Here is a 22,391-nt window from a genome sequence, read left to right on the forward strand (position 1 = left end):
TTCCCTCATTTCAGAAGTCTTTATCAATAGTCATCGCACTGGCAATCGTCTGATTGCAGTACTGAATGCTCTCTTTGGCGCTTGTTAATGCTTCAGAAATTAATTTCTCGGTATTTTCTTCGCCTGCGGAAATAAGTAAATCAATAATCAGCGGCAGGTTTAAACCGGACAATAAATGAAAATTAGGGCGCGATAAAAAACGTACAAACTCATTATTGACGCTACCAGCGAAAATATCCGTAATGACAATCAGCTCATCCTGGGTGGGGAAACGCGCCAGCAGCGTCTCCACCTGCTGCGTCAGATCGGCCTCCTCTTCGACGTAGGCGCAGAGAGTATAAATATCCGGCTGCTTACCGAGGATCAGCTCCACGGAGTTCAGCAAACCGTTAGCAAAGGTGCCATGGCTGGCAAAAATATAGTGTCGTTTCATCCTTACCTCGAAAGCGCATTCCACTGCTTTCTTAATTGCAACCGGCGTGCCAGAAACAGTGGCGTGCCGGTTAGCGCAAGGACGAACCGATGAAGAGTCTTAAAACTCTTGATCTTCCTGAATAAATTCCGTTTCTCGCGTCAGGATATCGTGAATGTAATACAGCTCAACGGCGGGGATTTTGACACTATATCCGTTCTCAATGACACTAAAGGCCTCGCGCAGAATAACCAGCTCGCTCTCCGGACACTGTTTGCCGGAATAATGGGATGGCGAAGCGTTACGGATCAGGCGTTCTATCAGACAGCTGATATGCACGTACAGCGCCACCTTGCGATCGTTAGGCACATCGCAGCCGGCCAGATGCTCATAGCGCAGTAAAAACTGCTCGACCTGATTGATCACTTTACCGGTATCGAGGATCGTCACCGACTCGATCACCCGGCGCAGCGAGAAATTTTTCAGGATCAGGTTATTGATCTCGCTGACCTGCTCAGCGGAGGCCAGTTCGCCGAAGATACGCATCAGCGGGCGGCTTCCTTCGCCGGAAATCAGCGAATCCAGCGAGATCCACGGCAGATCGGCGAGATGCGGATCGAGGGTGCCGACAATCGCCAGCACCTCATAGCGGCTGAGCATCGGCGCCCGCCGCGCGGGATCGGCGAGGGTTTCCACATCGCATGCCACAATATCGATGCCGAGCGTCTCAGGAATGCTGGCTTTTAACAGCGCCGACAGATTCGCCGCCGCCCCCAGACCGGTGGCGCAGGTTGTAAGAATCGCCCGCGGTTTGTCCGTTTGCGGGTAATAGAGCTGATGCTCAACCGCGAGGTCATTGCCTATCTCCCGGACGATATCTTCCAGCATATCGCCCTGCAAAACCCGCTCCCCGACGTACATCGCCATCCCGGTCGAGACGTTATTAATAATCGCCATCGGCGTGGACAGCCGGCGGTTGAAGTGGCTGTGAATGGCGTTCAGCGATCCCATATCGACCAGGATGACCAGTCCGGAGGCCAGCGCGTGACTCTCGATCCAGGCCATCACCTGGTTAGCGATAGCCTCCGGCGTCACGTCGAGCGGCATATCGAATGACTCAAACAGCTGGCTTTTCAGCAACCGGTTCGCCACGTTGGCGATGCTGCTGGCGGTGGCGTAACCGTGGGCGAGGATAACTGCCCGGGTCACCTGCTGCTGGCTAATGGCGCCATTTTTCTGTAACCACAGCACCAGCAGCAGCAGGTCAATGCGTCGGGGTTCAATATCCAGCTTCAGCGCCAGCGCGGAGAGGATCTCTTCACAAAAGCGATAAAGCAGCGGGTATTTCTGCGCCAGGAAATCCTCCAGCTGGCGGCTTTTCTCATTGCTCATCGTCGACTGCGCCTGGCGAGAACGATGAATCAGGTAGTGGCTCAGGGCGTAGATACAGTTGCCGTTAAACTGAATATTGAAGCGCTTTTCAAGGCGATAAAACTCCTCCCGCACCTGATGGGTTATCAGCAGCAGCAGATGCGAGCTGTTGGCATCATGATTATCGAAAATCAGCCGATCGAAGAGGGTTTCCATCTCCTCGCCCATGCTTTTTTGCGCCTCTTCCCAGACCGTTTTTCTACTCAGAACCGCCTCATACAGCGCGAGAACGCGGCACTGAGCATCATAGATCAGCCCCTGAACCGGGTCGCGCGCGCGCAGCAGCCAGACCAGGCTGGTCTGCGGTTCAATAAGCAGCGGCTCCTGCTGGCCCATTGGTTCGCTAAGCGCCGGCGTCGCGGCCATGATATTTTCCGGCAGATCGTGCAGCGTGACGTTTAGCCTCTCGCTGCCCGGAGACCTGGCCCACGCCGACGCGACGGCGTACTTGACGACATTCTTCAGCTCACCGACGTTGCCGCGATAAACGTAGTGCGTCAGCACCTGTAAAAGCCGGGGCGTCAGCTGCAGCCGGGCGGACAGCGTGCGGGCCTCCTGCCAGAAAAACTGCAGCGTTAACGCTTCTTTCTCGCCGCGGCTGCGGTTTTGTAAATCAGGCAGGCTAATGAGGATCGGGATACGACGAATAAAGGTGGTCAGAAACGTGCTGTGAATATCTTCGGTGGTGGCAAACACCAGCCGCAGCGAAATCGGCATCCCCTGCGCCGTCTCTCCCACCCGATAGATCTCTTTGCGGTCCAGCCAGGTGAAGAGCTTCTCCTGGCCCTGCGCATCGAGGCGGTGGACTTCATCGAGAAACAGCACGCCGCCGTTTGCCGCCTCAAACGCCCCGGCCTTATCGCCCTGCGCGCCGGTAAACGCGCCTTTGACGTAGCCAAACAGGTTGGCGGCCAGCAGCTCCGGGTTGCTGGCGTACTGGGCGCAGTTGAAGCAGACAAAGGGCGCATCGGGCGCCAGCAGTCCCTGGGCGATAGCAAACTCGTGCATCAGCTCCGCCATATAGCTTTTGCCGGTTCCGCTGTCGCCGACGATCAGCAGCGGCAGCCCGCCGTTGGGATAAAACAGCGCGGTTTTCATCTGTTCGATAGGCTTGCGCAGGCTACCGTCATGGCCGGTAAGCAATGAAAAATGATCCGCCTGTTCCGGCTGCCGGTCGCTCTCCGCGAGCAGCTCCGCCATACTGGCGTACTCGCTGCGGGAAAGGGGGAAAAACTGCTGGCAGAAGGCGGCCTTATGCAGGAAATAGACCGGACGGGTATTAATCTTCACCAGCACATCCTGGGCCACCAGTTGATTCAGATAGTGGCTGGCGGTATTTCTTTGCATGGCAAAACGCCGGGCCAGGTAGCCGGCGGTGAAGACCTCGCTCAGGTTATCCGGATCAAAAAAATCGGTCTGATTTTGCAGAAAAGCCAACAGTTCCGTTTTACGCATCGCATCCCCCATCAATGCCATCATAGGTACTTAGAGCCTCTTCCAGTAGGCGTTATTGGCGCAGGCAGTTTGAACACGGCCAGCGCGGAAGAACCGGAGCGTACACGTAGTACGTGAGGATTATTCGCTACGCTCCCCCTCCAGGCCGCCCTGAGGGCGTTCAAAACTCTGCGAGTTTTGTCTGAGCACTGCCCAGGTTCAAAATGGCAAGCAAAATAGCCCTAATGGGATAGGCTCTTATGATGCGGGAAATCCACCAACCATTGGCGCTTAATTTATTTTTTGCGGTTCAGAGCACAAAAAAAACGGCGCCCAAATCCGCGGGCGCCGCACAACAAACCGACTACAGCCGCCTCAGGGCCTCCCGCATCCCCGCGCTCAAAATGACTTCCAGATACCGCGTGACCTGTTCGGCAAGACCCGGTATTGCCGTCAGATCTTCACCCCAGTGCCCGGTATCCTGCAGGACTTCGGTGACCAGTTCATGCAGCGGGCGGCCTTGCGCCACCTGCGCCCATCCTGCGGCAAAACGGCTTAGCCAGACATCATCATCCTGCAGCGGATACGCCTGCCCGTCGCGCTGCCCGCGATAGAAGGCGATGAGCGCCGCCAGGGCGAACGTTAGCCGCGGCGGGATTGCGCCGTGCTGGCGGATATGCGTCAGCAGCTGCGGCAGGATCCGGGTGCGAAATTTGGTCATGCCGTTCAGGGCGATAGAGAGCAGCTGATGGCGAATCCAGGGATTAAGAAAGCGCCCGGTCACGGCATCGGCAAACTGCCTCAGCTCATCGGCCGGTAAATCCAGCGCCGGAATAATCTCCTCGTCGATAGTTTGCTGCACATAATGGCGAATGGCTTCGTCCTGCATCGCTTCGCCAACGGTATCGACGCCGCACAGCCACGCCACCGGCACCAGCGCGGTGTGCGCGCCGTTAAGAATGGCGACTTTGCGCTCTTTATAGGGCCGGATATCCTCTACGAGACGGATATTGAGCGGGTAACGTTCGAGCCGCAGCGTCTTCGCCAGCGCCTGCGGCCCCTGGATAACGAACAGCCAGAAGTATTCGGCGGTATCCAGGAAAGCATCATGGTAGCCCAGCTCCGCTTCGAGCTTTTCCGCTTCCTCGCGCGGGTAGCCGGTGACGATGCGATCAACCAGCGTTGAACAAAACGTATTGGCGGTCTCAACCCAGTCGCGAAAAGCCGCGGGCAATTGCCACTCTTCGGCATAGCGCAGCACCAGCGCCTTCAGCGCTTCGCCGTTGTAGTCGATCAGCTCACAGGGGATAATCGTCCACCCCTTATCCGCTGCGCCGTTGAAATGGCGGAACCGTTCGAACAGCAGCTGGGTCAGCTTCGCCGGAAAGCTGACCGGCGGCTTATCGTCAGGCCGGTCTCCGGCGTGATAGCTGATGCCCGCTTCGGTGGTATTTGAAAATACGAACGCGATCGCCGGATTACGAGCCAGCGCCAGATAGCCGGCAAAATCCTGCCACGGGTTGATCTCGTTATTCACCGATCGAATAATCCGCGCCTCGCTCACCGCCTCGCCGCGTTCGTCCAGCCCGCGGATCGCCGTGGTGTAGAGTCCGTCCTGGATATTAAGCGACGGCGGAAACTCGGTGTTGATCGGGCGAATGATGGTCACGCCTGCCGCCAGATCGGTTTGCTCATTCAGCAGGTCCAGCTGCCAGTCGATAAACGCCCGCAGGAAGTTGCCTTCGCCGAACTGAATCACGCGCGTCGGGTACCGCGGCCCGGGAAAATCTTTTCTGTTTAACGATTTCATAGCCTTACCTGCTAAAAATGAATGACGCCTTTGATAAGCTGGCGATTGTTAATCACGTCGTTTTCGTAAATCTCAGCCAGCGACCTGAAATCGTAGCGGTGGGTCAGCATCATCCCGGCGGTGACTTTCCCCTCGGCCATCAGCCGCCCGACTTTGGCAAAATCCTCTTCCGTCGCATTACGGCTGCCCATCATGGTCGTCTCTTTCTTATGAAACTCCGGGTCCGGGATCTGCAGCTCACCTTTAAACAGGCCAACAAAGATGATGCTGCCGCCGTGGCGGATTAAATTCACCGTATTGTTCATCGCCTGCTGATTCCCCGTGGCGTCGATCACCTTCTGCGCCAGCGAACCACCAAACGCGGCACACAGCCGTTCGGTGAACTGCGGGTCGGAAGGGTCGAGCGTGGCCAGACCAAGGTGCTGCGCCACGTGGTCGCGCCGCGCCGGGCTGGTATCCGCCACCACCACCTGCGCCCCGTCGGCTTTGGCGATCGCCGCCGCCCCGAGACCAATAGGGCCCGCGCCGACCACCAGCACCTGCTCTCCCGGCTGGATAGCGGCGCGACGCACCGCGTGGGCGCTGATGGCAAAAGGCTCAATCAGCGCCGCGGCTTCCGGCTCGACGTCATCCACCACCAGCAGATTTTTTACCGGCACGCAGAGGTACTCGCTAAACCCGCCGTCCCGATGTACGCCGATCACGGAAATTTTCTCGCAGCAGTTTGTCCGGCCGCTCAGGCAGGCCGGACACTGACCGCAGGCGACGTAGGGTATGACGGCAACCTGCTGTCCGCTTTTCAGATTAAGAATATTTTTACCCAGACCGATAATCTCACCGCATATTTCATGACCGAGCACGCGCGGATAGCTAAAAAAAGGTTGATTCCCTCCCCAGGCATGAATATCCGTACCACAAATCCCCACCGTTTTTATTTTAATAAGCACTTCATCATCACCGGGAATGGGAATCTGGCGTTTTTCCCAGCGCAATATTTTGGGTTCCTGACACACTAATGTATTCATCGACGTCATAATAATTTCCTCCGTATTTGTTGGTTTAGATATCGATGAAAAACAGAGGTGAGAATAAATTCATTGCAAAAATTGTGAAATCTCACGCACAAAACTGTTTTAAATCCGGCTTTAATAGCTAAAAAAATGGAGATGCATAATGAGCCGCTCGCAAAACCTTCGTCACAACGTCATTAACCAGGTCATTAACGATATGGCGCGCGGCTTTCTTCCGTCGCCGCTGCCCTCACAAAGCGCGCTGGCGGAGATGTACAACATCAGCCGCACCACCGTGCGCCATATCCTCAGCCACCTGTGCGAGCGCGGCGTGCTGCGCCAGAGCGGTCAGGACTACCAGATCCTTCGCCAGCCGGAGATGCAGGACGGCTTCGATGGCTCCAGCGCCTCGCTGGCGGAACAGAACCGTCTCTTCGAGCAGGCGTTTTACACAATGATTAACCAGCGCCAGCTGCGCGCCGGAGAGATATTTTCCGAGCTACAGCTGGCGCGTGCTGCCGGCGTCAGCCCGGTCGTGGTCAGGGAGTTTTTGTTGAAATTCAGCCGCTACAACCTGATTGAAAGCGAAAAGCGCGGCCAGTGGAATATGAAGAAGTTTGAGCAATCCTGGGCCGAGCAGCTGTTCGAACTGCGGGAAATGCTGGAAACCCACGCGCTACAGCACTTTCTCAACCTCCCGGACAACGACGCCCGCTGGCTGCAGGCGAAAACCCTGCTTGAGCGCCATCGCGCCCTGCGTGACAGCATCGGCGACAGCTTTCGTATGTTTTCCCAGCTCGATCGCGACTTTCATTCTCTGCTCCTGTCCGCGGCTGAGAATATATTTTTTAATCAATCCCTTGAGATTATTTCCGTGATTTTTCACTTTCACTATCAGTGGGATGAGAGCGACCTTAAACAGCGCAATATCATCGCCATTGATGAACATATGACTATCCTGAGCGCGCTCATCTGCCGCAGCGATCTGGACGCCAACCTGGCGCTGCGTAACCACCTGAGCTCGGCGAAGCAATCAATGATTAACTCGCTCAGGCAGAGCGAATCCCTGGCTTATTAAGTACCGATTAAAAACAGAAAATGATAATCAGCAGCACAGATCTCAAAACATAAACCAGCGCCAGAAAAAAGGTTATTTATGCTGAAAACAAGTCGACTTACTTTACTGTGAAATAGGTGGGTGGGGTTTAAACCATTCGATGTCACTTGTCGTTCAAATAGAATAACCAGGAGTCAGGCGTGGAATCACGAAATATCACTATCGACCCGCAGACAACCTTTGATAAAGGAAAGGCGGAGACGATGACTGTTCCGTTATATAATACGTTAACGCGTAGTACTCGCATTAAAAAAATTCAGACAACGGCAATGATCCTGTTATTTCTGGCGGCGGTGATTAATTACCTCGACAGAAGTTCATTGTCCGTCGCGAACTTAACGATTCGCGAGGATCTGGGGCTCAGCGCCACCGAAATCGGGGCGCTGCTGTCCGTTTTCTCGCTGGCCTACGGCATCGCCCAGCTCCCCTGCGGGCCGCTGCTGGACCGTAAAGGTCCGCGCATCATGCTGGGGCTGGGGATGTTTTTCTGGTCGCTGTTTCAGGCGGTCTCGGGGATGGTGCACAGCTTTACCCAGTTCGTGCTGGTGCGTATCGGCATGGGGATCGGCGAAGCGCCGATGAACCCCTGCGGCGTCAAGGTGATCAACGACTGGTTTAATATCAAAGAGCGCGGCCGCCCGATGGGCTTCTTTAACGCCGCCTCGACCATTGGCGTCGCGATCAGCCCGCCGATCCTTGCCGCCATGATGCTGATGATGGGCTGGCGCGGGATGTTTATCACCATCGGCGTGCTGGGGATCTTCGTCGCTATCGGCTGGTATATGCTCTATCGCAACCGGGAAGATATCTCTCTCACCGCCGATGAGCAGGCCTACCTTAACGCCGGAAGCGTCAACGTTCGCCGCGACCCGCTGAGCTTTGCCGAATGGCGCAGCCTGTTTAAAAACAAAACCATGTGGGGAATGATGCTGGGCTTCAGCGGCATCAACTATACCGCGTGGCTGTATCTGGCCTGGCTGCCGGGCTACCTGCAAACGGCGTATAGCCTCGATCTGAAAAGTACCGGTTTTATGGCCGCCATTCCTTTCCTGTTCGGCGCCGCCGGTATGCTTATCAACGGCTACGTCACCGACTGGCTGGTTAAAGGCGGCATGGCGCCGATCAAAAGCCGTAAAATTTGCATTATTGCCGGGATGTTCTGCTCCGCCGCGTTTACGTTAATTGTGCCGCAGGCCACTACCTCTATCGCCGCGGTGCTGTTAATCGGTATGGCGCTGTTCTGCATCCACTTTGCCGGCACCTCCTGCTGGGGGTTGATTCACGTCGCGGTGGCCTCGAGAATGACCGCATCCGTCGGCAGCATCCAGAACTTCGCCAGCTTTATCTGCGCCTCCTTCGCGCCGGTGGTGACCGGATTTATCGTCGATACCACCCACTCATTCCAGCTGGCGCTGATTATCTGCGGCTGCGTGACCGCCCTCGGCGCGCTGGCCTATATTTTCCTGGTTCGTCAGCCGATTAGCGACCCGCGTAACGGCTGAATCTCAACGCCCTGCTGGCGGCGGGGCGCTCAACGTTGCGCTCATTTCATACTGTTTTAATGCCATGGGCGTATAGCCGGCGGCGTGAAACAGCGGCGTAAAGCGCTCCGGGATGGTCACCGAGGTCCCGAGCCCCGGAAAGCGTTGGGCGAGCGCCATCAGCATTTCCCGTCCCAGCCCGCGCCCGCGGGCGGCGGGATCGACCCATAAAAACTGCAGCTGCGGCCTGCTGGATAAGGTCGCCAGCACGGCGAAAGCCTGCTGATGGAGGCTCAGCGCCCGGCACGGCAGGGTGCTGAAGGTGAGCGGGTCCATCAGCCACGGCAGCTGGCCGTTAATCTCGGCGCCGGCCCTGCGCGTCAGCGCCAGCACGTCATACTCCTGCAATACGGATGACTCCTCGCTCGCGGCCTGCGCGCTCAGATAGCCGCACAGCCCGTGCCGCACCTCGAAGCCCAGCGATTGATACAGCGCCACCGCGGCGTGGTTGTCGCGGATAACCTCCAGCCATATCCGCCGTACGCCCTGCTCGCGCAGCGCTTCGATAAGCGGCGTCATCAGCCGGCGGCCAACGCCCTTTCCGCGATAGGCAGGCCGCACCGCGAACGCCGCCAGCCTGGCTTCATCGCCGCGGCGGGCGACGACCGCCATCGCCGAGGGGACATCTCCATCCAGCCAGACGCAGGAATCCAGCAGGCTCAGCCCTTCGGCGCTAAAACGCTGGACAAAAACCTCTACCGATAGCGTGACGGGAACCAGGTAATCTTCGAAACAGTCGCAAAGGATCGTCGTCAGCTGCGCGACGCTGAACTGGGTGGCGGAAACGGCGGTAAGCTCCATACATTTCTCCCGGAGGCTGCTATGCTGAGGTGATGAAAACTAACACTATAACCGCCGCCGCGACGTTACGCCTGACTGAGGAGAGAGACATCCCTCTTCTGCCCGCCATTGAGCGCTCGGCGGCCCAGGCTTTTCGCCAGATCCCGGCGCTGGCCTGGCTGGCGGAAAGCGAAGTGATAAGCCCCGAGCGCCACCGGCTGTTTCTTGAAACTGACCACAGCCTGCTGGCCGTGGCCGATGACCAACCGATAGGCTTCCTGCTGAGCGAACCGCTGGACGATGCGCTGTTTATCGTGGAGATCGCCGTTCATCAGGCGTGGCAGGGACGAGGCGTTGGCCGCATGATGCTGGAGCAGGTCATTGAGACAGCCCGCCAGGCGGCGTATCCGGCGGTCACGCTCACCACCTTCCGCGACGTGCCGTGGAACGCGCCGTTTTACACGCGCCTGGGGTTTTCAATGTTAAGCGAGCTAAGGCTACCGGCAGGGCTGGCGGCGAAAAGGGAGCTGGAAACGGAACACGGCCTGCCGCCGGAAACGCGCTGCGCCATGCGCTTAGCGCTGTAGCCTCCGGCGCTGATTTCAGCGGCGGAATATGGTACAAAGTACCATTCAAAACTTACCCGTTGATACCCGTATGTCCTGGTCAATCGATATCATTTCCTGCATTACCGATCGCTTTGTGGAACTCACGGCGACCGAAAAACGCATCGCGCAGTTTATTCTCGATGATGTCGCGGCGGCGGCGGAGCTGCCCATCGCGGAGATGGCGCGCCTGACCCACACCAGCCAGGCCTCGGTCACCCGCTTTGCCCGGGCGCTCGGCTGCAAAGACGTCCGCGAGCTGAAAATGAAGCTCGCGCAATCCCTGGCGGTCGGGCAGCGATTTATCCTCGATGTTCCGGACCTTGAGGGCGTGCAGGGGATCTACGAGTCGATCATCGGCGTGCTGGAGACCAACCGCCGGGCGCTGGATATTGAGGCGCTGAAGCGCGCGGTGAGCTGGCTGAGCGACGCGCGGCAGATCCTGGCCCTCGGGATGGGCGGCGGCTCCACCATCTGCGCCCAGGAGATCCAGTACCGTCTGTTTCGCCTCGGTCTGCCGGTGGTCAGCCAGAACGACGGCCTGCTGGTGCGCATGATGAGCTCGGCGGTGACGCCAAAGGATGTGGTTATCGTGCTGTCGCTGGGCGGCTATACCCAGGAAATTATTGAGAGCGCGGCGATTGCCAGGCAGTACGGCGCAAAGGTCATTGCCATCACCCCCGCCGGAACGCCGCTGGCGGAGCAGGCGGATCTGGTGCTGCCGCTGCTGGTGCGCGAAAACGACTATATCTTCAAGCCCAGCACCTCACGCTATGCGATGCTGGCGATGGTTGACGTGCTGGCCACCGAACTGGCGATGGCCAACAAAACCCAGGCAAAGGGCAGGCTGCGCCGGATTAAGCTGGCGCTCGACAGCCATCGCGGCGGCGTCGACAGGCAGCCGCTGGGCGATTAACCGCTGCGGGCGGCGGCGATAAACCTCTCCGCCTGCTGACGGGTACGCTCCACGGCCTGCCCGGCGCGATACAGATCGCTTCCCAGACCGGCGCCGGCGCATCCCGCCTCGACCCAGCTCGCCAGATTCTCCGGCGTCACGCCGCCGACCGCCAGCACCGGCACCTCCGGCGGCAGCACCGCTTTCAGCGCCCGAATATAGTCCGGGCCGAAGGTGGAAGACGGGAAAATCTTCAGCCACTGCGCCCCGGCGTCCAGCGCGCTGAACGCCTCGGTCGCGGTAGCGCATCCGGCGCAGACCCGCATTCCGCGCGCCACCGCCCGGCGGATCGTCGTCGGCTCAGTATTCGGCGTCACGATAAGCTTCGCCCCGGCATCGGCCAGAAAATCGACCTGCTCCACCTTAAGCACCGTTCCCGCGCCAATCACCGCCTGCTCACCGAAGCGCGCGGCCATCTGCGGAATGCTCTGCTGCCAGTCCGGTGAGTTAAGCGGAATTTCGATATCGCGAAATCCCGCCTTTATCAGCGTCTCAATATGCTCCGCCGCCTCAGCGGGGCGAATACCGCGTAAAATCGCTACCAGTTTAATCTTGTCCATGCATTATCCTCGCCATGCCACCCAGCAGCGCCTCATCGCCGCTGCAACTGTTAACCGTCATTCCGCGCGCCCTCATCGCCCGGCTGTAGCGGGCATTCAGCGCCGGGTCGCCAACCAGCGTGACGCCGGAGGTACGGTAACGCTGCCCGAGGGTCGCCACCTCCGCGCCAATCAGCAGCCCGGAGAGATAGTCGCTGACCGAGGTTGCCGCCAGCGCCCCGAGTACCCGGGCGGCTCTGGCGACAAACAGTTCGCTAATCAGCGACGGCTGCGCCAGCCCTTTTTCCAGCCCCTGTTCAAAGGCCGCCTCGTCCGCCTGCTGGGCCGGCAGCCCTTTGCCGATCAGCGATTGCGTCATCAGCAGATGGTGCAGTTCGCCGGTCATCGCCGTGGCAAAATGACGCACCATGCCGTCCGTCACCTGTACCCATTTGCAGTGGGTGCCCGGCAGCACGTAGCACTCCGCTGGCGCCAGCTCCATCGCCCCCAGCAGCTGCGTCTCTTCGCCGCGCATCACGTTGAACTCCCCGCCCTGGGCAATCTTGAGCCCGGGAATAATCCACACGCCTTCAGCCACGGCGCATCGCTGCTGCCCCGGCGCGTCGATCGCCGCCGGACAGGCCAGATACGGCACCGCTTGCCAGCCCGCATCGCTGCCGATCATCCCGGCCATCAGCACCGGCAGCATTTCGGCGCCGCGCCAGGGAGCCACATGCTCCGCGAATACGTCGGCGGGCGATCGTCCGTTCAGGCGGGTGATGCCCAGCGGCAGCTGCTTCGTCCCGATGCACTGGCCGTTGCGAATCAGCCAGCCGCGCAGCTGGGTAGAGCCCCAGTCGACGGCAATATAGTCCTTCATGGTGCTTCTCCCGAGGCCTGCACCGCCGTCTTCGCCGGAATCGCCTGCCCTTCCCGCTCTTGCGTAATCATTTCCAGCGCCTGCTGACGGCTGATTTTGCTGGCTGGCGTCATGACGGTGACAAAAATGGCGGAAACGAAGCTGCCGACGACCGACGGTATGCACGGATTGCCCCAATAAGCCAGCCAGTCTGCCTTAACCAGAACCACAATCGACACCAGCATGCCGCTCAGCAGCGCGGTGAGCGCGCCCTGCCAGTTAAAGCGCAGCCAGAAGCGGCCCAGAATTGAACAGACGAACAGCCCGGACATCAGCATGGAGATCATTTTGGTGATATAGCTGATGATATCGTTCGAGGTCAGGGCGAAGATCATCGCCAGGCCGATGACGAACGCCAGCATCCAGCGGGAGAGCGTTATTGCCTTATGCGCCGGCGGCATTTTTCCGGTAACGAGGGTGTAGACATCGCGCATCATGATGGCCACGGCGGCTATCGCATCGGAGCTGGCCGAAGACATGGTGGCGGAAAGCCCGGCAATCAGCACCACCAGACCCAGTATCGCCGGCAGGAAGCTGGTGGCGAACAGGAAGGCGTAGTTGCTGTTCTCAAGATGGGGGTTCATTGTCCATGCCGCCATGCCGATAATCGCCGGCAGCACCGAGAAAAACAGATACAGCACGCCGGTATAGACAAACGAACGGCGCACCGAAGAGACATCTTTCCCCGAATAAATACGCTGACGATAGGAAGGGGTCGCCAGCACGCCGACGCCGATGACCATCGCCAGCGATAGCGCCGGAATGACGCCCAGCTTATCGACCGCGAACAGGCTCATCGCCCTGGGATCCATCGCCTGTACGATGGCATCCCATCCGCCGACGTGAACCACCGCCAGAATCGCCATCAGGATAAAGCCGAAAAAGAGAATTAATGCCTGAATGGTATCCGTCCATACCACCGCAGAATAACCGCCGATGATGACGTAAATCGCAAAGGCCAGGGCAATAATAATTTTGGCCACCGTCAGATTTATCCCCGTCGCCCAGGATAAATACATGCTGCCGCCAAGAATATGCGCCCCCAGCCAGCCAATCGAGGCAACAAATATCATTATGCCAACGATATTTTTAATTAAATGGCTGCCGCCCGTATAATAAGAGAGCTCTTCGCTCATGGTCATAAAGCGCAGTTTACGCACCGGGGCAAACAGCCAGGCCACCAGTAAAATACCGATGGCTCCGCCCACGCCGTAGAGCATTCCGGCCCAGCCGTTGCTGTAGCCGAAGCCTACGGCGCCCATGCTTGAACCGGTCCCCACCATGGTCGCCACGGTGGAGCCCAGCGTCAGGAACAGCGGTAAGGAACGGCCGCCGAGTAAAAAATCTTCACCGCTTTTTTGATTACGCGACACGTACCAGCCAAGCCAAATCATGGCCAACGCGTAAATAATAAAGCCGACTAAAAAGATATGACTATTCATTATTCACATCCTGCCAGTTGAGTATGTAAAAGGTAAAAGGCTACGAAGCGCTGAATGAATTCAGCGCTCAAAAATCCTGTTTATATTTCTGGTTAATAAATTTTTATACGCGAGCCGCGTTATAACAGGTCACATCTACTTCGACTTTACAATCCACCACCAGGTCTGCGACGCAGCAGATACGGGCGGGCGGGTTGTCGCCAAAGAACTCGCGGAACACTTTATTGAAAGACTGGAAATAGCGCGCATCGGTGAGGATCACCTTGACGTGCACCACGTCGGCCAGGGTGTAGCCCGCTTCGGTCATGATATCCACGCAGTTCTGAATCGCCAGACGCGCCTGGTCGACAATCCCGCCTTCCACCACTTCACCGTCCTTCATCGGCGTCTGGCCGGAAACGTACAGCCAGCCCCCCGCCTCCACCGCGCGCGCGAACGGCAGATGCTGCCCGCCGGTGCCGGTACCGCCTTCTACGCCATAACGTTTAATACTCATTTTGCACTCCTTAGTTCATTTGGCGGCGCAGGAAACGCCCCGCGCGCCCGATAATCTTTTTGTCGCTGCCGTAGCTCATCACGCCGTTGACCATCACCGCCTCGATCCCCTCCGCCGGTTGTTTCGGGTCGGAGAAGCTGGCGACATCGCGCACCGTCTGCGGATCGAACAGCACCAGATCGGCAAAGTAGCCCACTTTCACCAACCCACGATCCGCCAGCTGGAAACGCGCCGCCGACAGCCCGGTCATTTTGTGGATAGCGGTGGTCAGCGGAAACAGCCGTTCATCGCGGCTGTAGTGGCCCAGGACCCGCGGGAACGCGCCCCACAGCCGCGGATGCGGCATCGGGTCGTTCGGCAGACCGTCGGAGCCGATCATGGTCACCGGGTAACGCAGCACCCGCCGTACGTCCTGCTCGTCCATGTTGTAGTAGATGGCGCCTGCGGGCATCAGCCGCGCCGCCGCCTCGTGCAGGCTAACCTGCCAGCCGTCGGCAATCTGCCGCAGGGTTTTCCCGGCCTGCTCGGGCTGCGCTTCCGACCAGGTGATGACGATATCGAACTCATCGGTCACCTGCTTCATATCCAGCGTCGATGAGCTGGCGGAGTAGGGATAGCAGTCGCAGGCAATCTCCTGGCGCTGGCGCATCTCATCGAAGAAGGCCAGCGTCTCGCGGGTGCGGCCCCAGTTTTTCGCGCCGGCGCACTTATGATGCGAGACCACCACCGGCACGTTGCCGTGGCGGCCAATGCGGAACGCCTCGTCGAGCGCCTCCAGAATCGGCTCGAACTCAGAACGCAGGTGGGTGGTATAAATTCCCCCCTCCGCCGCCAGCTCCTCGGCCAGCGCCATCACCTCTTCGGTGGTGGACTGAAACGCGCTGGCGTAGGCCAGCCCGCTGCTCAGACCCAGTGCCCCCTGGCGCAGCGCGTCGCGCAGCTGCACCCGCATTCCGGCGATCTCGGTGTCCGTCGCCGGACGGAACAGATCGTCCATATGGTTATTGCGCAGCGCGGTATGGCCAATCAGCGTGCCGACGTTCAATGACGGCTTCGCCGCCTCCACCGCCTGGGCGTAAGCATCAACGGTGGGGTAAACAAAATGCTCCTGCTCGCCCAGCAGGTTCATCGGGTCAGGCACGCCGTCGCGCAGGGTCGCCGTCGCCGCGCTGATCCCGCAGTTGCCGACAATCACCGTCGTCACCCCCTGACTCAGCTTGGGCAAATAGGCTGGCATACGAATGACGTTGATGTCGTCATGGGTATGCACATCGATAAACCCGGGCGCCAGCACGCGCCCCTGCCCGTCAATCACCTGCTCCGCCGGCAGGTTCAGCGCCGGGGCCATATCTACAATCCGATCGCCCTTCACCGCCACGTCGCCGCGAAACTGCGGTCCGCCGCTGCCGTCAATGACCGTGACGTTTTTGAAAAGCCAGTTAACTTTCATCGCAATGACTCCCTTTCAACTCTGTCGACAAGTTAACCATTTACAAGGCGGAAAAACAGTGGAAAACTACGCAAAAACCAGATCAAATTGTGATACTTTTATTCACAAACAATAAAAATCACATATTAAATTTATATTTTTCAATTAATTAAAATTGATACTCAGCTTTATTCCGAGCATAAACCCTAAAAGGATAGTGTTATGAAATACCACTCCGATACGCTTATTCCGCACAAAGCCGCCGTGATGGCCGCTCCGGCAAATCTGCTGGCGGAGGAGGTCTGCCTCCCCGCCGCGCTGCTGAAAAAAACGGCGCTGGAAAATAACATCGCCTGGATGCAGCGCTACGCCGACGCGCGCGGCGTCTCGCTGGCGCCGCACGGTAAAACAACCATGACGCCGTGGATTTTTCAGGCCCAGCAGCGGGCGGGCGCATGGGGAATCGGCGTGGGCAGCGCCTGGCAGGCCAGCGCGGCGATGGCCAGCGGCGTTGAGCGCGTTCTGATGGTCAATCAGCTGGTCGGCAGGGCGAATATGCAGGCGGTATCGCGCCTGAAGGCGCATTACCGGGCGGCGGAGTTTATCTGCTGCATCGATAGCCTCGCCAACGCCCGCGCGCTGTCGGCCTTTTTCAGCGAACGGCGGCAAACGCTGGACGTGCTGATTGAGCTGGGCGTGGCCGGCGGGCGCTGCGGCTGCCGCAGCGTTGAGGATGCACAGGCTATGGCGGAGGCCGTCGCGGACCTTCCGGGCCTTAAGCTGCGCGGACTTGAGCTGTATGAAGGGGTGTTGCACGGCGACGATCCGCAGCCGCAGGTGGAAGCTCTGCTGCGCCAGGCCGCCGATTTAGCCTGCCGGATGGCGCATCTGGTTGAGGGGGAGTTTGTGCTGACCGGCGCCGGTACCGTCTGGTATGACGTGGTGTGCAATATCTGGCTGGCGGCGAAGAAACCGGCGCGCTGCCGGATCGTTATCCGCCCCGGCTGCTATATCACCCACGATCGGGGGATCTACGATATCGCGCAGAAAGCGCTGGTGGCGCGCGATCCGATCGCCTGCGATCTGGGCGGTGATTTAACCTCGGCGCTGGAGCTGATGGCGATGGTCCAGTCGGTGCCGGAAGCGGATCGCGCGGTGGTCAACTTCGGCAAACGCGACTGCGCCTTCGACGCCGGACTGCCGCAGCCGATCGCTCGCTATCGCAACGGCGAGCAGCTCTCCGCGGCGGGGATCGAGAGTGTGGGGATCATGGATCAGCACTGTATGCTGCGCCTTGCACCAGGCAGCGACGTGCAGGTCGGCGATATTCTGGTGTTCGGCACCTCGCATCCGTGCCTGACGTTTGATAAATGGAAAACCCTACTGCTGGTGGACGAGCAGTATAACGTGCTGGAAGAGCTCGATACCCTGTTCTGAGTGGCAGGGAACTCCCCGGATGGCGGCTGGCGCCTTATCCGGGCTACGGGATGGCACCGGCCCGTAGCCCCGGTAAGCACAGCGCGACCGGGGGAATATTTCTAGCTTCACGGAAGGAAAATTACGCTTCTTCCTCTCCACCCACCCTATTCCCCAGGGCGATAAACTCCTCCAGCAGCGCGGTAAGCTGACGCATTTTTTCGACGGTAAATTGGGCTTCTATCTGGCGATAGGCTTCTTCCACCTGGGCCTGGGCGCTTTCATACAGCTTCAGGCCCGCAGGCGTCAGCGAAACGTACAGCTTGCGCTGATCGTTAACCGGTTTTAAACGCAGCACCAGGCCGTCGCGCTCCATGCGGGTCAGAATACCGGTCAGGCTCGGACGTAAAATACAGGCGCGAAAGGCCAGATCGTGAAAATCCATCGACGGATTTTCGGCGAGGATGCGCACGATACGCCACTGCTGCTCGGTCAGATTGTGGCGTTTAACGATGGGCCGAAAGTGGGCCATCGCCGCTTCCCGCGCCTGCAGCAGCGCGATAGTTAACGAATCATGCATCACATACCTCTGAAATAAATCCCCAATCTGTTAATAAGTTAATAATTAGCGCTAATTCCTTCTGAAGGCAACCGGTTTCTGCCCCTGAAAAGTACCAGAAGGTACAAAAAAATTAATTATCTAATTGATTAACAACAAACAAAAAATATAACTGTAAATTTATTGTTAATCAGATCACAAAACATTCACTTCTGTTTGCCAAACCTTTCCGCAAAGCATAAAAGATGATCATTAACATATTAATGAATTAACTAACTTCCTAATTCCGTAGCAGAGGAGTGGTCAATGAAAGGTACCATCTTCGCCGTGGCGCTTAACCACCGCAGCCAGCTCGACGCCTGGCGCGAAGCGTTCCAGCAGGCCCCGTATAAAACCCCGCCGAAGACCGCGGTCTGGTTTATCAAACCGCGCAACACCGTTATCGGCGACGGCGAGAGCATTCCCTACCCGCAAGGCGAAACCGTGCAGAGCGGCGCCACCGTGGCGCTAATCGTCGGTAAAACCGCACGTAAAATCGCCGCGGAAGACGCCGCGGCTTATATTGCCGGGTACGCGCTGGCGAACGACGTCAGCCTGCCGGAAGAGAGCTTCTATCGTCCGGCCATCAAAGCCAAATGCCGCGACGGCTTCTGCCCGCTTGGCGCGCTCGCGCCGCTCAGCAACGTCGATAACCTGACCATCATTACCGAAATCAACGGTCGCGAGGCGGACAGCTGGAATACCGTCGATCTCCAGCGCTCCGCCGCCGAGCTGCTGAGCGCCCTGAGCGAATTCGCCACCCTCAATCCCGGCGATGCGATTCTGATCGGTACGCCCCACTCCCGCGTTACGCTGCGCCCCGGCGATCGCGTACGCATTCTCGCCGAGGGCTTCCCGGCGCTGGAAAACCCGGTGGTTGCTGAAGGAGAACTGGCATGAAACAGGCACGTATTGAGTGGCAGGGGCAACGGCACGATGTCCAGGTTGATGAACGCGGTCAGGTCCAGCTCGCCAACGGCAGGTTACTTCAGGAAGGCGAGTTTCGCTGGCTGCCGCCCGCCGACGGCACCCTGTTCGCGCTGGGCCTGAACTACGCCGATCACGCCAGCGAGCTGGCGTTTACGCCGCCAACAGAGCCGCTGGTGTTTATCAAAGCGCCCAACACCTTTATCGGCCATAGGCAAGAGTCGGTGCGCCCGGATAACGTCGAGTACATGCACTACGAGGCTGAACTGGTGGTGGTGATCGGCAAAACCGCGCGTAAGGTCACCGAAGCCGACGCCATGGCGTACGTGGCCGGATACACCGTCTGCAACGACTACGCCATCCGCGACTACCTGGAAAACTACTATCGTCCCAACCTGCGGGTCAAAAGCCGCGACACCCTGACGCCGATAGGCCCGTGGATCGTCAGCAAAGAGACGATCCCCGATCCGCACAACCTGGCGCTGTGCACCTGGGTCAACGGCGAACTGCGCCAGCAGGGCACCACCGCCGATCTGATCTTCAGCATTCCGTTCCTGATCGCTTACCTCAGCGAATTTATGACCCTGCAGCCGGGCGACATGATCGCCACCGGCACGCCGAAGGGGCTGTCGGACGTGGTGCCGGGCGATGAAGTGATCGTCGAAGTGGAAGGCGTCGGCCGCCTGGTCAACCACATCATTAGCCAGCAGGCATATGAGGAGAAGCTGTCATGAAAAAAATTAACCACTGGATCAACGGCAAAAACGTCGCCGCTGCGGAATATTTCCACACCACTAATCCGGCCACCGGCGAAGTGCTGGCGGAAGTCGCCTCCGGCGGCGCCGACGAGGTGAATCAGGCGGTGGCGGCGGCGAAAGAGGCGTTCCCGAAATGGGCCAATCTGCCGATGAAAGAGCGCGCGCGTCTGATGCGCCGGCTGGGAGATCTGATCGACCAGAACGTCCCGGAGATCGCCGCCATGGAGACCGCCGATACCGGCCTGCCGATCCACCAGACCAAAAACGTGCTGATCCCGCGCGCCTCGCACAACTTCGAATTCTTCGCCGAAGTGTGCCAGCAGATGAACGGCAAGACCTACCCGGTTGACGACAAGATGCTCAACTACACCCTCGTGCAGCCGGTCGGCGTCTGCGCGCTGGTGTCGCCGTGGAACGTGCCGTTTATGACCGCCACCTGGAAGGTGGCGCCGTGCCTCGCGCTGGGCAATACCGCGGTGCTGAAGATGTCCGAACTGTCGCCGCTAACCGCCGACCGTCTTGGCGAGCTGGCGCTGGAGGCGGGTATTCCGCCGGGGGTGCTGAACGTGGTTCAGGGCTACGGCGCGACGGCGGGCGATGCGCTGGTCCGCCACCATGACGTACGCGCGGTCTCGTTCACCGGCGGTACCGCCACCGGGCGCAACATCATGAAAAACGCCGGGCTGAAAAAGTACTCCATGGAGCTGGGCGGCAAATCGCCGGTGCTGATTTTCGAAGACGCCGATATTGAGCGCGCCCTCGACGCCGCGCTGTTCACCATTTTCTCGATCAACGGCGAACGCTGCACCGCCGGCTCGCGCATCTTCATTCAGCAGAGCATCTACCCCGAGTTCATTAAACGCTTCGCCGAGCGGGCTAACCGCCTGCGCGTCGGCGACCCCACCGACCCGAATACCCAGGTGGGCGCGCTGATTAGCCAGCAGCACTGGGAGAAAGTCTCCGGCTATATCCGCCTCGGCATTGAAGAAGGGGCGACCCTGCTGGCCGGCGGCGCGGATAAACCCGCCGATCTGCCCGCCCATCTGAGAAACGGCAACTTCCTGCGGCCAACGGTGCTGGCGGACGTCGATAACCGCATGCGCGTGGCGCAGGAAGAGATTTTTGGCCCGGTAGCCTGTCTGCTGCCGTTTAAAGACGAGGCGGAAGGTCTGCGCCTGGCCAACGACGTGGAGTACGGCCTCGCCTCTTATATCTGGACCCAGGACGTCAGCAAAGTGCTGCGCCTGGCGCGCGGCATCGAAGCCGGAATGGTGTTCGTCAACACCCAGAACGTCCGCGACCTGCGTCAGCCGTTCGGCGGCGTGAAGGCCTCCGGTACCGGCCGCGAAGGCGGCGAATACAGTTTTGAAGTGTTCGCTGAAATGAAAAACGTCTGCATCTCGATGGGCGACCATCCGATCCCAAAATGGGGAGTCTGATATGGGAAAGTTAGCGTTAGCAGCAAAAATCACTCACGTACCGTCGATGTATCTCTCTGAACTGCCGGGTAAAAACCACGGCTGCCGCCAGGGAGCCATCGATGGGCATAAAGAAATCGGCAAGCGGTGCCGCGAGCTGGGCGTGGATACCATCATCGTCTTTGATACCCACTGGCTGGTTAACAGCGCCTACCACATCAACTGTGCCGACCATTTCCAGGGCGTCTACACCAGCAACGAGCTGCCGCATTTTATTCGCGACATGACCTATGACTATGACGGTAACCCGGCGCTCGGCCACCTGATCGCCGACGAAGCGGTCAAGCTCGGGGTCCGCGCCAAAGCGCATAACATTCCAAGCCTGAAGCTGGAGTACGGCACCCTGGTGCCGATGCGCTACATGAACAGCGATAAGCATTTCAAAGTGGTCTCTATCTCGGCGTTCTGTACCGTTCATGATTTTGCCGACAGCCGCAGGCTGGGCGAAGCCATTCTTAAGGCTATCGAGAAATATGACGGCACCGTGGCGGTCTTTGCCAGCGGCTCGCTGTCGCACCGTTTTATCGACGACCAGCGCGCCGAAGAGGGGATGAACAGCTATACCCGCGAGTTCGATCACCAGATGGACGAACGGGTCGTGAAGCTGTGGCGCGAAGGCAAATTCAAAGAGTTCTGCACCATGCTGCCGGAGTACGCCGACTACTGCTTCGGCGAAGGCAATATGCACGACACGGTGATGCTGCTGGGCCTGCTGGGCTGGGACAAATACGACGGCAAAGTAGAGTTTATTACCGAGCTGTTCGCCAGCTCCGGCACCGGTCAGGTCAACGCCGTCTTCCCGCTGCCGGAAACGGCGTAAGGAGCACGCAGAATGCCGCATTTTATCGCTGAATGTACCGACAACATCCGCGAGCAGGCTGATTTACCGGGCCTGTTCGGCAAAGTGAACGCCGCGCTGGCGGCCACCGGCATCTTCCCCATCGGCGGCATTCGCAGCCGCGCCATCTGGCTGGATACCTGGCAGATGGCCGACGGCCAGCACGATTACGCCTTTGTGCATATGACGCTGAAAATTGGCGCCGGACGCAGCCTGGAGAGCCGCCAGGACGTGGGCGATATGCTGTTCACGCTGATCAAAGCCCATTTCGCCGCGCTGATGGAGAGCCGCTATCTGGCGCTGTCGTTTGAGATTGATGAACTGCACCCGACGCTGAACTACAAGCAGAACAACGTGCACGCCTTGTTTAAATAGCGTGCGGCCGGTCAGGCCCTCTCCCGCCGGGAGAGGGCGAAACGGCGCCGGCTTTTATTTCCGGCGCAGCAGCACCGAATG

General features: G+C 58.8%; 21 protein-coding genes. 10 read left to right on the plus strand and 11 right to left on the minus strand.

Going from position 1 to position 22,391, the window contains the following annotated elements:
- Positions 1–10 precede the first annotated feature (10 nt).
- The 4 genes from JLG71_RS24110 to JLG71_RS24125 form a co-directional block, all read right to left on the minus strand.
- Positions 11–433 (minus strand): PTS sugar transporter subunit IIA, encoded by a 423-nt coding sequence (locus JLG71_RS24110; protein WP_025106882.1) that lies wholly within the window; start codon positions 431–433, stop codon positions 11–13.
- A gap of 99 nt (positions 434–532) precedes the next feature.
- Positions 533–3,298 carry a sigma 54-interacting transcriptional regulator gene (locus JLG71_RS24115; protein WP_200913858.1) on the minus strand — a complete coding sequence of 922 codons (2,766 nt, stop codon included), beginning with the start codon at positions 3,296–3,298 and terminating at the stop codon, positions 533–535.
- Positions 3,299–3,641: 343 nt separating this feature from the next.
- Positions 3,642–5,087, minus strand: coding sequence for a tagaturonate reductase (locus tag JLG71_RS24120; RefSeq protein WP_064406240.1), 1,446 nt, complete (start codon positions 5,085–5,087; stop codon positions 3,642–3,644).
- A gap of 11 nt (positions 5,088–5,098) precedes the next feature.
- Complete coding sequence (locus JLG71_RS24125; RefSeq protein ID WP_025106885.1) at positions 5,099–6,121, minus strand: zinc-binding alcohol dehydrogenase family protein; 1,023 nt, start codon at positions 6,119–6,121, stop codon at positions 5,099–5,101.
- 139 nt (positions 6,122–6,260) lie between these two features.
- Here JLG71_RS24125 and JLG71_RS24130 point away from each other — a divergent pair, with 139 nt between their 5' ends.
- Positions 6,261–7,175, plus strand: coding sequence for a GntR family transcriptional regulator (locus tag JLG71_RS24130; protein WP_116280470.1), 915 nt, complete (start codon positions 6,261–6,263; stop codon positions 7,173–7,175).
- 179 nt (positions 7,176–7,354) lie between these two features.
- Complete coding sequence (locus tag JLG71_RS24135; protein WP_200913859.1) at positions 7,355–8,716, plus strand: MFS transporter; 1,362 nt, start codon at positions 7,355–7,357, stop codon at positions 8,714–8,716.
- A 3-nt stretch (positions 8,717–8,719) separates the two neighbouring features.
- Here JLG71_RS24135 and JLG71_RS24140 read toward each other — a convergent pair whose 3' ends face one another.
- Positions 8,720–9,556 (minus strand): GNAT family N-acetyltransferase, encoded by an 837-nt coding sequence (locus JLG71_RS24140; protein WP_116280469.1) that lies wholly within the window; start codon positions 9,554–9,556, stop codon positions 8,720–8,722.
- 32 nt (positions 9,557–9,588) lie between these two features.
- On the opposite strand from JLG71_RS24140, the gene JLG71_RS24145 reads away from it, so the two are divergent.
- Together JLG71_RS24145 and JLG71_RS24150 are read left to right on the plus strand one after the other, a co-directional pair.
- Positions 9,589–10,122 (plus strand): GNAT family N-acetyltransferase, encoded by a 534-nt coding sequence (locus JLG71_RS24145; RefSeq protein WP_029946908.1) that lies wholly within the window; start codon positions 9,589–9,591, stop codon positions 10,120–10,122.
- Positions 10,123–10,192: 70 nt separating this feature from the next.
- Positions 10,193–11,056 carry a MurR/RpiR family transcriptional regulator gene (locus tag JLG71_RS24150; RefSeq protein WP_014227796.1) on the plus strand — a complete coding sequence of 288 codons (864 nt, stop codon included), beginning with the start codon at positions 10,193–10,195 and terminating at the stop codon, positions 11,054–11,056.
- On the opposite strand, the gene JLG71_RS24155 is transcribed toward JLG71_RS24150, so the two are convergent.
- From JLG71_RS24155 to JLG71_RS24175, 5 genes are all read right to left on the minus strand, one after another.
- A complete protein-coding gene (locus tag JLG71_RS24155; RefSeq protein ID WP_200913860.1) occupies positions 11,053–11,655 on the minus strand; it encodes a 2-dehydro-3-deoxy-6-phosphogalactonate aldolase in 603 nt (200 codons plus the stop codon). The two genes, JLG71_RS24150 and JLG71_RS24155, sit on opposite strands and share 4 nt — an antisense overlap.
- Positions 11,642–12,514, minus strand: a complete 873-nt coding sequence (locus JLG71_RS24160; RefSeq protein ID WP_047724584.1) for a 2-dehydro-3-deoxygalactonokinase — start codon at positions 12,512–12,514, stop codon at positions 11,642–11,644. The genes JLG71_RS24155 and JLG71_RS24160 overlap by 14 nt, the downstream gene beginning before the upstream one ends.
- Entirely contained in the window at positions 12,511–13,995 is a 1,485-nt protein-coding gene (locus JLG71_RS24165) for a sodium:solute symporter family protein (RefSeq protein ID WP_025106892.1), read from the minus strand. Before JLG71_RS24165 ends, JLG71_RS24160 begins: the two co-directional genes overlap by 4 nt.
- 103 nt (positions 13,996–14,098) lie before the next feature.
- Complete coding sequence (locus JLG71_RS24170; protein ID WP_004098320.1) at positions 14,099–14,491, minus strand: RidA family protein; 393 nt, start codon at positions 14,489–14,491, stop codon at positions 14,099–14,101.
- A gap of 10 nt (positions 14,492–14,501) precedes the next feature.
- Complete coding sequence (locus JLG71_RS24175; RefSeq protein ID WP_057173121.1) at positions 14,502–15,941, minus strand: N-acyl-D-amino-acid deacylase family protein; 1,440 nt, start codon at positions 15,939–15,941, stop codon at positions 14,502–14,504.
- 201 nt (positions 15,942–16,142) lie between these two features.
- Between JLG71_RS24175 and JLG71_RS24180 the strand changes: the two genes are divergently transcribed.
- Positions 16,143–17,357 (plus strand): amino acid deaminase, encoded by a 1,215-nt coding sequence (locus JLG71_RS24180; RefSeq protein ID WP_116280468.1) that lies wholly within the window; start codon positions 16,143–16,145, stop codon positions 17,355–17,357.
- A 121-nt stretch (positions 17,358–17,478) separates the two neighbouring features.
- On the opposite strand, the gene hpaR is transcribed toward JLG71_RS24180, so the two are convergent.
- Entirely contained in the window at positions 17,479–17,916 is a 438-nt protein-coding gene (gene hpaR / locus JLG71_RS24185) for a homoprotocatechuate degradation operon regulator HpaR (RefSeq protein WP_116280467.1), read from the minus strand.
- 285 nt (positions 17,917–18,201) lie between these two features.
- Between hpaR and JLG71_RS24190 the strand changes: the two genes are divergently transcribed.
- Genes JLG71_RS24190 through JLG71_RS24210 form a run of 5 tightly spaced genes read left to right on the plus strand, consistent with a single transcriptional unit; the run spans position 18,202 to position 22,310 of the window.
- A complete protein-coding gene (locus JLG71_RS24190) occupies positions 18,202–18,834 on the plus strand; it encodes a fumarylacetoacetate hydrolase family protein (RefSeq protein WP_048262622.1) in 633 nt (210 codons plus the stop codon).
- Positions 18,831–19,595, plus strand: coding sequence for a fumarylacetoacetate hydrolase family protein (locus JLG71_RS24195; protein ID WP_049078847.1), 765 nt, complete (start codon positions 18,831–18,833; stop codon positions 19,593–19,595). The genes JLG71_RS24190 and JLG71_RS24195 overlap by 4 nt, the downstream gene beginning before the upstream one ends.
- Complete coding sequence (hpaE, locus tag JLG71_RS24200; protein WP_014227787.1) at positions 19,592–21,058, plus strand: 5-carboxymethyl-2-hydroxymuconate semialdehyde dehydrogenase; 1,467 nt, start codon at positions 19,592–19,594, stop codon at positions 21,056–21,058. The genes JLG71_RS24195 and hpaE overlap by 4 nt, the downstream gene beginning before the upstream one ends.
- A gap of 1 nt (position 21,059) precedes the next feature.
- Complete coding sequence (gene hpaD, locus JLG71_RS24205; RefSeq protein ID WP_004098307.1) at positions 21,060–21,917, plus strand: 3,4-dihydroxyphenylacetate 2,3-dioxygenase; 858 nt, start codon at positions 21,060–21,062, stop codon at positions 21,915–21,917.
- A gap of 12 nt (positions 21,918–21,929) precedes the next feature.
- The gene (locus JLG71_RS24210) at positions 21,930–22,310 is read left to right on the plus strand and encodes a 5-carboxymethyl-2-hydroxymuconate Delta-isomerase (protein ID WP_004098305.1); all 381 of its coding nucleotides are present in this window, start codon (positions 21,930–21,932) and stop codon (positions 22,308–22,310) included.
- Positions 22,311–22,391: the final 81 nt, after the last annotated feature.

Origin of the sequence: Klebsiella michiganensis, from assembly GCF_015139575.1 — a bacterium.
Taxonomy (GTDB): Bacteria; Pseudomonadota; Gammaproteobacteria; order Enterobacterales; family Enterobacteriaceae; genus Klebsiella; species Klebsiella michiganensis.

Excerpts from the sequence above, each read along its gene's own strand:
- JLG71_RS24110 (WP_025106882.1), bottom strand. The coding sequence starts at position 433 with ATGAAACGACACTATATTTTTGCCAGCCATGGCACCTTTGCTAACGGT.
- JLG71_RS24115 (WP_200913858.1), bottom strand. The coding sequence starts at position 3,298 with ATGCGTAAAACGGAACTGTTGGCTTTTCTGCAAAATCAGACCGATTTT.
- JLG71_RS24120 (WP_064406240.1), bottom strand. The coding sequence starts at position 5,087 with ATGAAATCGTTAAACAGAAAAGATTTTCCCGGGCCGCGGTACCCGACG.
- JLG71_RS24125 (WP_025106885.1), bottom strand. The coding sequence starts at position 6,121 with ATGACGTCGATGAATACATTAGTGTGTCAGGAACCCAAAATATTGCGC.
- JLG71_RS24130 (WP_116280470.1), top strand. The coding sequence starts at position 6,261 with ATGAGCCGCTCGCAAAACCTTCGTCACAACGTCATTAACCAGGTCATT.
- JLG71_RS24140 (WP_116280469.1), bottom strand. The coding sequence starts at position 9,556 with ATGGAGCTTACCGCCGTTTCCGCCACCCAGTTCAGCGTCGCGCAGCTG.
- JLG71_RS24145 (WP_029946908.1), top strand. The coding sequence starts at position 9,589 with ATGAAAACTAACACTATAACCGCCGCCGCGACGTTACGCCTGACTGAG.
- JLG71_RS24150 (WP_014227796.1), top strand. The coding sequence starts at position 10,193 with ATGTCCTGGTCAATCGATATCATTTCCTGCATTACCGATCGCTTTGTG.
- JLG71_RS24155 (WP_200913860.1), bottom strand. The coding sequence starts at position 11,655 with ATGGACAAGATTAAACTGGTAGCGATTTTACGCGGTATTCGCCCCGCT.
- JLG71_RS24160 (WP_047724584.1), bottom strand. The coding sequence starts at position 12,514 with ATGAAGGACTATATTGCCGTCGACTGGGGCTCTACCCAGCTGCGCGGC.
- JLG71_RS24165 (WP_025106892.1), bottom strand. The coding sequence starts at position 13,995 with ATGAATAGTCATATCTTTTTAGTCGGCTTTATTATTTACGCGTTGGCC.
- JLG71_RS24170 (WP_004098320.1), bottom strand. The coding sequence starts at position 14,491 with ATGAGTATTAAACGTTATGGCGTAGAAGGCGGTACCGGCACCGGCGGG.
- JLG71_RS24175 (WP_057173121.1), bottom strand. The coding sequence starts at position 15,941 with ATGAAAGTTAACTGGCTTTTCAAAAACGTCACGGTCATTGACGGCAGC.
- JLG71_RS24180 (WP_116280468.1), top strand. The coding sequence starts at position 16,143 with ATGAAATACCACTCCGATACGCTTATTCCGCACAAAGCCGCCGTGATG.
- hpaR (WP_116280467.1), bottom strand. The coding sequence starts at position 17,916 with ATGCATGATTCGTTAACTATCGCGCTGCTGCAGGCGCGGGAAGCGGCG.
- JLG71_RS24190 (WP_048262622.1), top strand. The coding sequence starts at position 18,202 with ATGAAAGGTACCATCTTCGCCGTGGCGCTTAACCACCGCAGCCAGCTC.
- JLG71_RS24195 (WP_049078847.1), top strand. The coding sequence starts at position 18,831 with ATGAAACAGGCACGTATTGAGTGGCAGGGGCAACGGCACGATGTCCAG.
- hpaE (WP_014227787.1), top strand. The coding sequence starts at position 19,592 with ATGAAAAAAATTAACCACTGGATCAACGGCAAAAACGTCGCCGCTGCG.
- hpaD (WP_004098307.1), top strand. The coding sequence starts at position 21,060 with ATGGGAAAGTTAGCGTTAGCAGCAAAAATCACTCACGTACCGTCGATG.
- JLG71_RS24210 (WP_004098305.1), top strand. The coding sequence starts at position 21,930 with ATGCCGCATTTTATCGCTGAATGTACCGACAACATCCGCGAGCAGGCT.